The 15,741-nt window shown below is 69.2% G+C and carries 5 protein-coding genes; 2 read left to right on the top strand and 3 right to left on the bottom strand.

What is annotated here, in order from left to right:
- Nucleotides 1-33: 33 nt before the first annotated feature.
- Nucleotides 34-429 carry a holo-ACP synthase AcpS gene (acpS, locus tag J6U32_RS13440; RefSeq protein WP_123931914.1) on the bottom strand — a complete coding sequence of 132 codons (396 nt, stop codon included), beginning with the start codon at nucleotides 427-429 and terminating at the stop codon, nucleotides 34-36.
- Complete coding sequence (locus J6U32_RS13435; RefSeq protein WP_208795863.1) at nucleotides 429-9,686, bottom strand: type I polyketide synthase; 9,258 nt, start codon at nucleotides 9,684-9,686, stop codon at nucleotides 429-431. The genes acpS and J6U32_RS13435 overlap by 1 nt, the downstream gene beginning before the upstream one ends.
- 478 nt (nucleotides 9,687-10,164) lie before the next feature.
- On the opposite strand from J6U32_RS13435, the gene J6U32_RS13430 reads away from it, so the two are divergent.
- Complete coding sequence (locus tag J6U32_RS13430; protein WP_208795862.1) at nucleotides 10,165-10,596, top strand: HIT family protein; 432 nt, start codon at nucleotides 10,165-10,167, stop codon at nucleotides 10,594-10,596.
- Between the two features lie 6 nt (nucleotides 10,597-10,602).
- A complete protein-coding gene (locus J6U32_RS13425) occupies nucleotides 10,603-11,436 on the top strand; it encodes an SIR2 family NAD-dependent protein deacylase (RefSeq protein WP_280118984.1) in 834 nt (277 codons plus the stop codon).
- Here J6U32_RS13425 and J6U32_RS13420 read toward each other — a convergent pair.
- Entirely contained in the window at nucleotides 11,420-15,715 is a 4,296-nt protein-coding gene (locus tag J6U32_RS13420) for an AAA domain-containing protein (RefSeq protein WP_208796108.1), read from the bottom strand. The two genes, J6U32_RS13425 and J6U32_RS13420, sit on opposite strands and share 17 nt — an antisense overlap.
- Between the last annotated feature and the right edge of the window lie 26 nt (nucleotides 15,716-15,741).

The raw sequence follows: 15,741 nt of genomic DNA, 5'->3' as shown, positions 1-15,741 counted from the left end.
TCCTCGTCTCGTGCCCGGCGCGAGACGCCGGGTTCAGCCCGCGCCCTCCAGGATCGCGACCGCGGCGGCCGACGGGCCGTCATGGGTCAGCGAGATGTGTACCTGGGTGTCGCGTAGGTGTTCGGCGATCTCCCCGGCCAGTCGGATGGCCGGACGCCCCCAGTTGTCGGTGACGACCTCGATGTCGCTGTGCCGAATCAACGGCAGCAACGGCGACCGGGCGAATCGGCTCACCGACCACGCCTTGACGACGGCCTCCTTGGCAGCCCACCGTGCGGCGAGATGACGGGCATCCTCACCGGTACCCGACGCCGCGTCGCGGCGCTCGCCGACGGTGAAGCGGTCGCCGAAAGTCGTTCCCGGCTGGGCCAATTGCTCGGCGAATTCCGGGATCGACACGACGTCGATCCCGACTCCCAACACCGCCATCAGATCGCGGCCGCGCTGCTGGAGGCCGACACGTCCTGCGCCGCATCGGCATACGCACCCGACTCGCCCAGGCGGATCGCCGGATCGAGGAGCACCTGAGCCTCGGCGTCGTGCTCGTCGCGGGTCTCGTCAAAGCGACGATTGGCCGGACGACGGTAGGCGGCCTCGCCACCGCACATCGCCTCGAGCAACCGCTGGCTGCCCTTGCGCTCACGCTCGGCAGCACGACGGCGATAGTCGTCGCGCTCGGCCGGGTCCAGCGAGGCGATGAACGCCTCCGGGTGCACGACCGCGATCAGGCCCGACACGTGGCCGAATCCGAGACTGGTCAGCAGACCGGCCTTGAGCGGGAAGCGATCCCCGAGTCGCAGTGTCTCCCGCGCCCAGACCAGATGCGGGTAGTCCTGCATCTGCTCATCGACGCAATCGAGACTGCGATTCGGCGGGATGACGCCCTCACGCAACACCTGGCACAGTCCGATCAGCTGGAAGGCGGCGGCACCGCCCTTGGCATGACCGGTCAACGACTTCTGCGACACCACGAACAGTGGTGCACCGTCACCGCGGCCGATCGCCGCGGCCAACCGCTCGTGCAGCTCGGACTCGTTGGGATCGTTGGCGCGAGTGGAGGTGTCGTGCTTCGACACGACGGCAACGTCGTCGGCACTGACGCCCAGCGCCGCCAACGCGTTGGCCAGCGGCGAACTCAGCGCACCACGTGCGGCACCGAGCGCTCCGAGGCCCGGGGCCGGGATCGAGGTGTGCACACCGTCGCCGAAGCTCTGCGCCCACGCCACCACACCGAGGACCGGCAGACCCATCTGCGCCGCGACGTCGCCGCGGGCCAGCAGGATCGTTCCGCCACCCTGGGATTCGACGAATCCACCGCGTCGGCGATCGTTGGCCCGCGAGTAGCGGCGCTCATCGATCCCCCGTGCGGCCATCTTCGCCGATTCCGCGGTCGCCGACATGTCACCGAATCCGACGATGCCCTCGATCCCGAGATCGTCGAAGCCGCCGGCCACCGCGAACAGCGCCTTGCCGAGGCGGATCTTGTCGACGCCCTCCTCGACCGAGACCGCAGCGGTCGCACAGGCGGCGACCGGGTGGATCATCGCACCGTAGCTGCCGACGTAGGACTGGACGACGTGCGCGGCAACGATGTTCGGCAGCGCCTCCTGCAGGATGTCGTTGGCCTTGGCCTCGCCGAGCAAGGTGTTGATGTAGAGCTCGCGCATCGAGGTCATACCGCCCATGCCGGTGCCCTGGGTATTGGCCACCAGACCCGGATGCACCCACCGCATCAGCTCGCTCGGGGTGAAGCCCGAGGAGAGGAACGCGTCGACGGTGGCCACGAGGTTCCACAACGCCACCCGGTCGATCGACTCGGCCATGTCGGCCGAGACGCCCCAGCGGGTCGGATCGAACCCGGTCGGGATCTGTCCGCCGACGGTGCGGGTCAGGGCGAATCGACGCGGGACGCGGATCTCGGTGCCAGCCAGACGGGTCACCTGCCATTCGCCGGACTCCTCGTCGGCGACGACCCGGGTGCGCTCGGGATCGGCGGAGGCGAACGCACGCGCCTCGGCCTCCGAGGACACCGTGAAGGTCAGATCCTCGTCGAGGAACACCGATGTCAACAGCGGAGAGGTGCCGTCGACCAAGGCGCCCTCGTCGGCGTAGCGGCGGATGCCGCACCGCTCGACCACTGCGTCGTGGTAGCGCTCGGCGATATCGGCCTCGGCCACCGGGTCACCGGATTCGGTGTCATACCAGCCCGGCTTGGGCGCGGTATCCCAGGTAACCAGCCCGGTATTCCAGGCGAGTTCGAGAACACCTGCGGCGCTGAGCTTCTCGTCGACCTCCATCTCGAAGCGCGTGCGTGCCGACCCGTACGGGCCGAGCTCGCCGGCACCGACGATCACGACCATGTCCTCCGGACGCGAGTCGATCTTCGGCCACACCGGGCTCACGCCGCTCCCCGCGCGCGCCGGGGCGGGCAGGGCCGCGACGGTCACCGGTGCGTCGCCATCGGCCGGTTCGTCGGTCTCGTCCTCGTCGGCGGCCTGTGCGGCCAGGGCCTTGAGGTCGATCGACGGATCGAGCCCACCGGTGAAGTCCGCGGTCACCGCAGCCTCCCGCGCCGCGGCCCGGGTGGCCGGATCGCAGAGGCCCAGCAGATTGTCGGCCATCTCGTCGGTGGTCCAGGTGCGCACACCCGCGGCTTCCACCGCGGTGACCATGCCGTCGTTATGCCCCATGAGTCCGGTGCCCTTGACCCACCCGATCAACGCATGCGCCAGGGTGGTCTTCGAGCCCCACGATTCCTCTGCAGCCCAACGGGTCACGAGTGCATCGAGCGCTGCCTTGCTCTCGCCGTAGGCACCGTCGCCGCCGAACATGCCACGGTTGGGCGAGCCCGGCAGCACCACGTGCAGACGAGCGGCGATGTCGTGGTCGGCACCGATCTCGGACAGACCGGCGATCAACCGCTCCACCGACCACAGCAGCACCTTCATCTCCAGCTCGGCGCGACCACCGGCGTCGGTGAGATCACCGGCGACGCGGGGCGCGGCGAACGGGAACAGCAGCGTCGGCTTGATCGCCGGCTTCACCACGGCGGTGGTCCCGCCGAGGTTCTCGGTCTGTTCGCTACCCAGCCACGACACCAACTCATCGACGTCGGTGTAGGCGGCCATGTTCGCCGGAGCGACCCACAGTGCGGCGTCGAACCGTGCGTTCTCGCGATAGAGCTTCTTGTAGAAGGCGAGTCGCTGCGAGTCCAGTCGCGAGGTCGTGGCCACCACCGTCGCACCACCGGCCAGCAGCCCGGCGACGACCGACGCGGCGATCGACCCCTTGCTGGCGCCGGTCACGACGGCGACCTGATCGGCCCACCGGCCCTGTCCGGGCTCTTCGGCGGCATGCGCGATGGCCCCGAAAGCGAGCTCGTGCACCCGATTTCCGGCGGCCAGCGCCTTGCCCTGCCACCAGGTGGCGTGCTGGGCGACGGTGCGCCCGGACCCGGCGAACCGTGCGGTCAGCGCGTCGAAGTCGGCGTCCAGCTCGCCTTCGTCGGTGAGCCAGATCCGCACCAGGTCCTCACGCGAGGTCGCCCAACGATCATCGATCAGCACGACCTTGGCCTCGTCGAAGGCCGGGGCGACGGTGCGCGCCCAGTCCGAGCCCAGCTCATCGCTGACCCGCTGCGCCAGAACCGCATTGGGATCGTCGGCGGTCTCGGGGGTCGAGACCTCCTCGGTGAGACCGAGTTTGGACAGCATGGTGTAGGCGGCCGATGCCAGCGCACCGGTGCGACCGGTGATCTGTTCGGTGAACTCACCTAGCGCAGCCGCATCGACGGTTGCGCCGCCACCGGATTCGGCTGCCGGCTTGGCCACGGCGATACCGCGCGAGGCGCCGACCGCCGCGACCGCACGGTCGATCAGCGCGTCGAGACCGTCGGTGTTCGCGACGGCACCGTCGAGGAGATCGCCGAGGTCGCCACCGCGGACGCTGGCGCCCTCACGGGTGCCCAATGCGAGCGCGACCTGGGTGTGCAGGCCCCAACCCGGGCCCAGCTGCCACACGCCGGTCACCCGGTCGGTGATGTAGGACTGACGCTTGCCGGTCGGGCCGATCACCTTGCGGATCTGATCACCGACGGCGTCGGTCAGCACGGTGCCCAGCGGGCGGTACCCGCGGGCCAGGCTCTCCACCGTCGAGGCCAGTGCGGCCATGTCGGCTTCGGCGGCACCGTCGATGGCACCGAGACCGAGCTCTCCACCGATGTCGAGGAGCAGCTGGTTACGACGCGAGGACACACCGTCACAGAGCGCCTCGATGGTGTCGGCAGCGCCGATCTGATCGGTCCGCATCTTGGTCCACAACGCGATGACCGACTTGACCGCATCGGCCGGGCCGAACGAGATGTCGTCGGGCCGTGGGCCGCTCGCCGCAGCGGGGGCGGGAGCCGGCGCAGCGGCTGCGGGCGCGGCGGCGGTCTCGGCCGCCGGGGCCTCGCTCGGAGCCGACTCGGCGGGTTCGTCGTCCTCGGGCTCGGGTCCGGAGTCCTTGGCCAGGATCACATCCGAGTCGCGCTCGAGGTTGCAGACCTCGGTGGTCGCCGAGTCGTATCGGTCGAGTTTGAGGGTGTTGGTCGCCAGACCCGCCAGGGTCGGGGCGCCCTTCAGTCCGATCTCGACGAAGCGCTGCACACCGAGCCCGTCGCGGTCGGCGCCGGAGAACAGCAGCTCCTGGGTCTCGATCCAGCGCACGGGGCTGGCGAACTGCCACGCCAGCAACTCGATGAGCACCACGCGTGCCAGCTTCGCCGGCTGCGCTGCCCACGAATCCCAGTCCGCGAGAACCTCGTTCAGCGGGTCGGACGGAACCAGATCGGCGATCTCGGCGACGAAGTCGCGGCCCAGATTGAACATCCGCGGTACCAGGTTCGGGATGTAGTGCCCGATGAGGATCGACGGATCGAATTCCTCTGGGAGCAGCGCGTCGAGCTTGCCGCGGAATTCCGGCACGCCGGCTCGCAGCACCGTCGAGTGAAACGGCACGTCGATGCCGGGCACGATGATGAACGAGCGCTTGCCGCCGAATTCGGTCCGGCGACGCTCGATCTCGTCCTCGAGTCGCTCGAGGCCGCGCACGGTGCCGGCGATCGCGTACTGCGATCCGAGCAGGTTGAGATTCACGACCTCGAGGAACTCACCGCACTCGGCACCGATTTCCGCGACGAAGTCGGTGACCTCGGCGTCGTCGAGTCCGAACTGGCTGGGCCGAATGGCAGCCATCCGATAGTCGCTGCGGCCCTGATCATCTCGGGGCACCAGGTGATGCATGGCCTCGCCGCGCTGGAAGACGACCTCGAGGACCGCCTCGAGCGGCAACACCCCCGCGCAGGCCGCGAGCGCGTTGTACTCGCCGACGGAGTGACCGCAGGTGATCGCGCCCTCGACGAAGCCGCCGGATTCCTTGAGCTCGGCGATCTGTGCCACACCGAGGGTCGCCATGGCGACCTGGGTGAACTGGGTCAGGAACAGCACACCGTCGGGGTGGTTGTAGGTCGTGCCGTTGGCGATCAGGGTGGTCGGGTTGTCGCGGACCACCGCGAGGATCGAGAAGCCCAGTGCGGCACGGGTGTGCTTGTCGGCGCGGTCCCAGATCTTGCGGGCGGCCTTCGAGCGTGAGCGGGCGTCGAGACCCATGCCCTTGCTCTGGATGCCCTGGCCGGGGAAGGCGTAGACGGTACGCGGCGCGGCCAGCAGACCGGTGGCGCTCATCACGAGGTTGTCGCCGACCTTGGCGGTGACCTCGACGACCTCGCGACCGGCATCCATCCCGACCCGGTCAGCGCGGACGCTGATCACGTCACCGGTTCGCACCATGCCCAGATACCTTGCGGTCCAACCGATCAGCGGTCGCGGTGACGGAATCGGGTTCTTGGCGTCGGTGGCGGTGAGCACCTGCTGTGCCGCCGCCGACAACCACATGCCGTGCACGATCGGATCACCGAGACCGGCCAGCCGTGCGGCGGCGGAGTCGGTGTGGATCGGGTTGCGGTCGCCGGAGACCGCGGCGAAGCCGGTCATCCGCTCCGGTGCGGTGATGGTCGCGGTGCGCAGGGTCTTGCGGGTCGCCGAGCCCTCGTCGTCGAGCGCTCCCCCGGCGCGAGCCGGGTCGGCGAGTTCGGCCGAGCCGAGTCGTCCGCGGATCGCGAAGCGCTCGGTCATCACGGCGACCTGCTTCTGTCCGTCGATCACCTCGACCTGCACCAGCACGACGCGGCCGACCTCGGTGTCGGAGACCGGGCCACCGGTCGCGATCACGGTGAGTTGAGCTGCCTCCGTGGGGATCTCACCCACCAGGTGCACGGCGTGATCGAGATGCACCAGGTCGAGCAGACCCTCGACGACCGCTCGGCCGTCCTCGGTGGTGGCGGCGCCGATGACGCTGAACACGCTCGGCCAGCAGGCACCGACGAGGGTGTCGGGGACGGCGAAGCCGAAGGGCTCGGCGGGGGTGGTCGGATGCAGGTGAGCGGGCAGCGTGTACCCGGTGACCGCGGCGTGGTCGGCAACCGACTCCGGCGCCCAGGTGACCGTGGTGCGCGAGACGCCGTCGGCGACCTCGGCCAGCGAGCCGCCCGCGGCGACGGTGAGGATCTCCCGCATCGCGGTCGAGGCATCGTCGGCGAGAACCAGCGGGGCGCCACCGTCGGCGAGCGAGGCGTCGACGTGCAACGGGATGCGCACCGAAGCGCCCGAGATCGGGACGACGAGGTCGAAGCGCTCGTCGTCGATCCGCTCCAGTACCGAACCGGTCGGCTCGTGCTCGGCGCGGACATCCGAGAGCACCGACCACTTGTCCCGATCACCCAGCCGCGCAACGGGACTCGGAACCATGCGGCTCGCCCAGCAGACGTCGTCGGCTTCCAGGACGCTGGTCAGTCGACCGGCGTCGGCGGCCAGTCCGGCCTGCTTGCGGGAGTCGATGGCGCTCGGCTGTACGCCGGTGGCGCCGAGGTCGGTGACGACCTGCGCCTCGAAGCGGTCGAGCAGATCACCGACGGGCTCGTCGACCCGGGTGATACCGGCAACGGCCACCGGTCCCGGGATGATGCATACGGCCTCGGCCGGGTAGCGGGCGTCGTGGGCCTGCCACAGCGAGTCGCTGCGCCACCACCGGCGGACGTCCTTGTCGATAACGGGCACGAAGTTGACCGGCTTGCCCGGGGTACGGCACTGATCGAGGAAGAACGCGACGTCGGCGGGGTGCAGGACGTCGACCTCGACCTCGGGGTACACGCCGATGAGCGCGTCGATCGCGGCGTGCGCGTCCTCAACGGTGCTGACATCGGTGAACATGGTCGGGATCTCACCGGAATCGACCGGGTTCATCCGGGCTTCGGTGCGGCGCAGCATCTCGACGAAACGCTGCTTCCACGTGATGTCGGCCCACGGCAGTTGCTCGTCGTCGGGCGCGCCCACGGCCAGGGTGGCATAGCGCTCGAGCCATGCCCGATAGGTCATCTCGGCGACGTCACCGAAGTAAGGCTTGGCGGTGGGGGCCATCGCGGCGATGATCTCGTCGCGCCGCGCCGCGACCGCGTCGGCGTCGCCGGCGACCTCGTCGAGCAGGCGTCCGCACGCGGAGGCGGCATTGTCGATCTCGTGGATGTCGGCTCCGAGCTGGCTACGGCCCGAGGCCATTCCGGCGGTGGCGCCACCGGCGCCGATCCATTCGTCGCAGCCGACGGTGTCGACCAGCAGCTGCTTGACCTCGGGGGCCGTGGTGGCCTCCTTGGCTGCCATCGCGGCGGTGCCGATGAGGATGCCGTCGAGCGGCATCAGCGGGTAACCGTGCTCGGTGGCCCAGTGGCCGGTCAGATACGCGCTGGCACGTTCGGGGGTGCCGATGCCACCACCGACGCAGACGACGACGTTGGGTCGGGCACGCAGCTCGCCGTAGGTGGCCAGCAGCAGATCGTCGAGGTCCTCCCACGAGTGGTGACCACCGGCGCGGCCACCCTCGATCTGGACGATCACCGGGTGGTGGGGCACCTCGGCGGCGATGCGGATCACCGAGCGGATCTGCTCGACGGTTCCGGGCTTGAAAGCAACGAAACGCAGTCCGGCCTCGACGAATTCGTCGACGAGCGCCACGGCCTCGTCCAGTTCGGGGATACCGGCCGAGACGATGACGCCGTCGATCGGGGCGCCCTGGGCGCGAGCCTTCTGCACGAGGCGCTTGCCACCGAGCTGCAGCTTCCACAGGTAGGGGTCGAGGAACAGCGCGTTGAACTGCGCCTGACGTCCCGGCTCGAGCAGGTCGGTGAGGGTGGCGACGTTGTCGGCGAGGATCTGCTCGGTCACCTGCCCTCCACCGGCGAGTTCGGCCCAGTGTCCGGCATTGGCGGCGGCGGCGACGATGGCCGGATCCACGGTGGTCGGGGTCATGCCGGCGAGCAGCATCGGCGAACGCCCGGTGAGCTTGGTGAACGCGGTCTCGACGACCTTGCGTCCGTCGGGGAGTTCGGCGAGGGTCGGCGCGAACTCGCTCCACGGGCGGGCAACCTCGGGGATACCGCCGGGGCTGAACAGGTTTCGCTGTCCACCGCGGGATGCGGCGGCGACCAGACCGACACCCTGGCCGCGAACGAGCGGGGCCGAGAGCCGGGTGGCGAGGTCACCGGGACCGAAGTCGAGAATCCACCCGACGCCGGTGCCGAGGGTCTCCTCGACGGTGCCCACCCAGTCGACGGTGGCGACGAGGATGTCGTGGGCATGCCGCACGGCGAGATCGACGTCGATCCCACACTGCTCGGCCCACTGCCCGACGAGTTCGACCGCACCGGCCATGGCCGGGTGGTGGAAGGCGACACTGACCGACAGGTGGTCGAAGGAGGGGGCGAACGGTGCGCCGCCGGTGACCTTGCGCTTGCGCTCGTCGGCCTCTGCCGCGGCGACCTTCTCGCACAGTGCGGTGAAGGCACGCAGATGGCGCGGCGCGCCGGACAGCACGACCGCGGTGCGGCTGTTGCGGATCGCGATGACCGGGGCGTTGTCCTGCTCGGCGGCGGCGAGCTCGGAACGGTACTGCGCGAGAAGCGTTTCGATGCGCTCGGGCCGGACGCCGGTCACCGCGAGCATCGGCGAGCCCTCACTGGTGGTGGCCAGACCGCGACGACGCGCGACGATCGTGCCCGCGGCACCGATGAGGTGAGCAATCGCCAGCAGCAGACCCTGACCCGACTCGGCCACGTGGCCTTCGGCCCCGATGGCGCCGGTGGCCAGCGAGCCCTGGGAATGTCCGATGACGGCCCGCGGCGCGGCCTGAGCGGTGTCGAGGCCCTGCTTGCGCAGCGACTCGATCGCGGCGAGTTGGGTGAGCAGCACGCCGGGGCCGGACAGGGTGAAGTCGGCGAGGTCGGCGTCCGACGGTGCGGGCTCGCCGGCGTCGAGGGCGTGTGCCCACGTCATCGGGTGAAATCCGTCGGGACGGGCGATCGTGATCTGTTCGGCGATCGGCTCGACGAGGCGTTCGGCAGCGTCGACGACGCCGGCCACCCGATGCTCGAGATCGGCATCGATCACCAACTCCGCCAGGGTCGGCAGCCACGCTGCTCCCTGACCGCCGAAGCTGACCGCGTAGGGCTCGCCGGCGAGGAGGCGGTCGATGAGCGCCTGGGTGGGGCGGCCGGTGGTGGCCCGGTCTGCTCCGGTGCGATGGTGATCGACGGTCACATGAACTCCTGTGGTTGTGTCCGGTTGTCGTACGACCCGTGACCGCGCCCGCTGACGGGCACGCGTCATCGCCACCGGTGCTCGACGTGGGCCGGGCCGGTAGTGTGGTCGCGATGTTTCTGAACACGCCTGTGTGACAACGTCTTTGGTGTGGCGTCCTCATCAGTGAGCTCTCGCCGACGTGTTCGTGGCACTCATCATGACACACGAAAGTGAGGGATTCCTCATGTTCAGAACTGACCCCGCGGTATACCCGTGAGTAATCCCGCGGGTAACACACACGTGCACTCAACCCCGTTCGGAGACCGTCAGGGTTGCGCCAGTTCACACCAGCTTTTCGCGGACCGAACGAGCGCTCTGCAGGTCAGCGCCTGTTCGTTACTCAATCGTTATGTGAACTGGAACACCCTTCGTGGCGTGTCCCGCACCACGCCCGAGGACTCCGGGTGAGGACACCGACGACGTAGGCTGATCGACCATGACCGACTGCGTCTTCTGCGACATCGTGTCGGGCGCGGCCCCGGCCCGCGTCGTCTACTCCGACCCCGATGTCCTGGGCTTTCTCGACATCCGGCCGATCACCCGCGGCCACACGCTGTTGGTGCCCCGGACACATTCGACCGGGCTGGCCGACCTCGCACCCGAACTCGGCGCGCGCATGATGCGCGCGGGCCAATCCGTGGCCGCGGCCATGAAGAGCTCGTCGCTCGCCGCCGACGGTGTCAACCTCGCGATCAACGACGGCCGGGCCGCCTTTCAAACCGTTTTCCACACCCATCTGCACGTCGTCCCGCGCCACGACGGTGATCGCCTGCGCTTCCTTCGCGGAATGATCGTTCGCCGTGATCGTGATCCGGACTCCACGGCGATGCTGCTGCGTGCGGCACTCGACGGCACCCGGGAATCGTGAGGTGCGATGACCGACGAGCACCAGGGCGAGCCGCTGATCCCGCCCGAGGTCACCGAGATCGTTCGCGCGGCCGAATGGGTCACGGTCTTCAGCGGCGCGGGAATGAGCGCCGAAAGCGGGATTCCCACCTTTCGCGACGTCCGCACCGGACTGTGGGAGAACTTCGATCCGACAACGCTGGCCACACCGCAGGCATGGCATGACGATCCGGCGCTGGTATGGGGGTGGTACCAGTGGCGGGCCGGGCAGGTCAGGCGCCGCGAGCCGAACGCCGGTCACCGCGCACTCGCCGAGCTTCGGCACGCCGGGCTCGCGGCGGGAGACGATCCCCGCGCGATCATGGTGGTGACCCAGAACGTCGATGACCTGCATGAACGTGGAGGGACGCCGGTGACCAGCCATTTACACGGCAGCCTGTTCGCCCCGCGTTGTTCCCGTTGTGGGCATCGGTTCACCGAGACCGACCCCATCGACGTCGCCGACCCGGAGGTCACCGGCGAGCTGCCGAGGGTGGAGCCACCGCGGTGCCCGGTCTGCGGCGACCTGGTGCGTCCGGGCGTGGTGTGGTTCGGTGAACCGCTGCCCGCGCAGGAGTGGCAACGCGCCGATGCGGCGTTCCGCGCGACCGACGTCGTCCTCGTGATCGGTACGAGTGGGATCGTGTATCCGGCGGCGTCGCTACCCGAACGCGCCGCGGCCGCCGGACTTCCGGTCATCGAGATCAATCCCGAGCCCTCGGCGCTGACACCGTCTGTGCAACAACGTATTCCGGCCGGTGCGGCGGTTGCCCTACCCGCACTGGTCCAGGCGCTCGAGGTGCCGCCTACTCTCCTGCGCTGAGATCCACCGGCTCCCATGCCGCCACGGCGGGTTCCGACGACGAGCCCTCCGGGACAGCGCTTTCCGTGCTGCCGACATACGGCCCGGCCACCGATCCGGGCTTCACACCACGGCGATCGAGAGCCTCCCACAACGGCGCCAGCGCGGCGTCGGCGTCGAGTTCGAATTCCGACTCGCGCAGCCGCCAGAACTCCCAACCACATCGCCGCAGTTCACGCTCACGCTCCATGTCGGAACGGGCTTGCGCGCCGGTGGTGGTGAATTCATCACCGTCGCATTCGACCGCCAGCCGTCCGTCGGCGCCGGTGACCACCAGATCGATGCACATGTTGTTGACCGAAACCTTGGGGGTGACGTGATAACCGTGCGCGGCAAGGCAATTGAAGATCTTCTGCTCGAAGAGACTCTCGAAGGGCTCGACCCTGCGGTCATCGGGGACATCGACCGGCATGGCGTCGATGGCCGGTCCGGCATTGGCCTGCATGTACCCCAGCAGCGACCGCCGCAGGTCACCCTCCCCCAGGTCGGTGAGATCGATCGAGTGGAACAGCCACATCTGATCCATCGCCCGCGATGCAGCGACATTGATGCGCCGCTGGGACTCGGCACGGGTCAGGGCGGCGATCGCCGAGGGGTCGGAGACCACCATCGACAAGAAGATGACCCGCCGCTCATCGCCCTGGAAGTCAGGCGGCGAGCCGACCCGAATCCGCCGGGTGCGCCACGTCTCGTCGTCGACCGCCTCCCGCAGCGCACGGGTCAGCAGGTCGACCTGCTTGGTGCCCTGCAAGGCCATGACGCCGAAATCGAGTCCGTCATAGGCACTGTCGGACAAACAACCCACCAGCGTCGACACCAGCTCGTCGACCTCGCCTGTGTTGACGATCGAATTACCCTGCCCCTGAGCATTTCCCGTTACCCGCACGGTGCGCAGCGGATCGAGGCGGTCGGCGCCATGCTGACGAACCGGGATCAGCGGGGCGTCGGCGTAGAACTGCGCGGAGGAGAAGCCGATGATCTCCGGCATCGAGCGGAAATGCTCCCGGAGCCGGATGACGTGTCCGAATCGGCTGCGCAGCAACGAGAACAGGCTCGATCTCGGCGTGAGACCGTCACGAAGGTAGTGCGGCAGATCGGGCAACCGGGCGTCGAGGGCGGCGAAGGCGTCGTCGAGGGTGGTACCCGCAAGCCCCGTCGGGGCGCACTGCCGGTCGTCGCCGACCACGATCACCCGCGGAGCGAGCCAGAGCAGGAACACGCTGGTGATGTCGGACTGACTGGCTTCGTCGACGATGACCACATCGAACGAATTCTGTTCCGGCGCAATCATGTCCACCACCTGCGACATCGGCATCACCCATGCCGGGACTGCGGCGGATGCCTGCTCCATCGCCTCCCGGGCCGCAGCCCGGAACCTCGAGGCGTGTTTGCCCGACCCCTTGCCGAGGTTGATCATGTGGTCGCGATAGGACTGCAGTGCCTGGATCTGGGCCACTGTCACGCGCGACAGGCACGCCCGCCACGCGCGGGCCGCGGCGAGTTGTGTGGTCAACTGCGCGATGTCGGCCTCGGCCTCGTCGAGGGCCGCGGACCACCGCTGCTCCCCCTTGGGGTCGCTGCGTTCGGCGGCCCACGTCCGCGCACGTCGCCATGCCCATGCATCGGAGACGTCGCGCAATCTGGCGTCCCACCGCGGATCGTCGGCCGTGGACTCCAGCAGATCCGCGAAATCCGGTGCTTTGCTGCGTAACCGGAGCATCAAGAGGTCCAGCGCGGCCTGGTCCTCCCATTCCGTCCGGGCGGCCGTCGCCGCACGCCGGGTGGCGCGGATGGCCTCGGCATCGGCGTTGGCCAGTGCGGAGACGAGGGCGTCGCCCTCCGGTGAGGGCCCCTTCTCGAGTTGTGCGGCCAGACTGTAGGCGTGCTCGGCGAGTTCCTCCTCGGCGAGCAAGGCGTCGTTGGCCGCGGCGATCGCGCCGGCCTCGCGGGCCACGCGGGCGGCTTCGGTGACACTGCGCGGGCGCGGACCGCCCGGACTGATCACCTCGAGTTCACGAACGAGGTCGTCGCGCGCGGAAACCAGCGTCGAGATCCAGCCGAGTTGCCCGTCGAGGAGGACCAGCCGATTCAGTTGTGACGACCGCGATCCCGAGGTGTCGATGGGGACGTGGAGGTCGCCGAGGACGCGCTGCACCTGATGCACGGCATCGAAGACGGCCAGGTGATCGGCCACCGCCTGCAGCGATCGCTCGTCGGTGGCGGGCCGGCCGTCGACGGTGACGACGACACCGGATTCCTCCACCGCTCGCTGCGCCTCGGATCGGCGTAGTCGGCCGCGCCAGCGTCCGCCGTCGCGCAGGTGGGCCGCCGCCGCGGCGAACAGATCACCGTCGCCCGGCCGCGCACCGTCCACGACGACACTGTGCGCACCGAGTTCACGATCGCGGCGCGCGGCGTCGGCGATCACCGGTGAGAGCGCGGTGACCCGGGACCACAGGTGCGCGGCCTGTCCGGCGAGAAGTCGGTCGGCCATGTCGATCATGGTCGGCGGGAAGGTACCGACCTCCTGCGCGGCGACGCCGAGGTGATCGCAGATCTCCTTGATGTGGAGCAGCCGCGGGCTCTCGACGTCGCCGAGAATCGACATCAGCGATCCGCTGCCGACCATCGGCTCGGCCGGCCGCCGCGCGATCCGCGCACAGATCTGGTCCATGGTCGCGGGATCGGGTAGGTGATCGTCGAGGTCGACGAAACGCTGGGACAGTCGCCGTGTCTGCCCTCGCGTGGCTCTCAGCAATTCCAGGAGACGCCGGAACTCGCTCGCATCGAGGGGCGCGAACGCACCGTCGATCGGACCCGGAAGCCAGTCCAACCGCTCTGCGTCGGCGTTGGTCTGCCGCACGATCGCCGCGGCCGTCCCGGAGAAGTCACCGGCCACCCATTCGTGCACCTCGGTTTCGGAGCGGCGCAGTTCCCACAGCCCCCGCAGCGCGCGTTCGCGTCGCTCGACAGCCTGCTGCCGACGCGCGGAGAGATCGTCGATCTCGGCGCTGCCGACGCTGTCGACGTAGGTCGCCTTGCGTTCGGCGATCTCCTCGACGCCGGAGACCACCGACTCGAAGCGGTCGCGGGACAGGTCGGCGGTGGAGACGGTCAGCGCGCGCAGCTCCGGCGGCAGGATGTCCCGCAGCACCGCGAGCGCGCCCGCCTTCTCGCTGGTCACCAGTACCCGCTGCCCCTTGGAGAGAAGGGCAGCAACCACATTGGCGATGGTCTGGGTCTTGCCGGTGCCCGGTGGGCCTTCGACCACGACGCCACTGTCGGCGCCCAGGCGCGACAGCACGTCACGTTGTTCGACATTGGACGGCAACGGGTACAGCGCGTCGGTGACGAGTTCGCCGGCGGGCAGGGCCCCTGAGGCCGCGAGCGCCTCGACGCGCTCGTCGACCTCGATCGGCGCCACCAACTGCGCCAACCCGATCGGCACGTCCTCGGTGGATTCGCGCAGCCGATCGGCGACGGTGTCGTAGAACGCGGCCAGGGCCGTGGTCGACCGCTCACGCAGGACCAACGCCGTCGCCGCCGGATCGACCACCACGGTGACCTGCTCGGCATCGGTGTCGACACGCGGAATCCACTCGTCGAGCAGATCGGTGGCCTTGGGGCTCACCACACTGGGCAGAGCCTCGAAACGGGAGTGGAGCTTGACCGTCCGGGAGAGATCGATTCCCTCGATCCCCGCGAGCAGTCGGGCGTCCTGGGCACTCGGCGCGGATCCTGCGCCGAGTGAGATCCGCAGCGTGCCGGATTCCGGATCACGCTGCGCGACAACCTCTTGGGTCAGCAGGTACTCCCGTACCAGTTCGGGTGCACCGTCGTCGGGAGCAGCACCCTCGGTCGCCGACGTCACCACCACCAGGCCACCGGCGAGCACGAGTTCGCGAGAGTCCGGATGGTCGTACAGTTCTGCGACCATCGCCTCGAGTTCGTCGTAGCCGACGTAGCCGGGGTCGAGCTCCACGACAACCTGTCCGGCTGCGGCACCCGTACGCACGGCGACCGCGGTACCGGGACCGACGTCGAGCCGGGCACGATGGGCGTCGAGATGGCGTCGGCGACCGGCGCGGGTGGCCAGGAGGTCGGAGAGGAATTCGAGCAGACGCACGACCTGATCACGACGGTCGTCGAGAGACTCCTGCTCGGCCATCAGCCCGGCTTCCTCCTGCGCAGATCCCCCGACCTGGCCGGACGGCACCGGCCCACGGTCGGGCTGACCCATCACGCTATCAAGTCGACGCGCCGGTG

The sequence above is a fragment of the Gordonia polyisoprenivorans genome (assembly GCF_017654315.1).
GTDB lineage: Bacteria > Actinomycetota > Actinomycetes > Mycobacteriales > Mycobacteriaceae > Gordonia > Gordonia polyisoprenivorans_A.
This window is presented reverse-complemented; position numbering and strand designations above follow the sequence as displayed.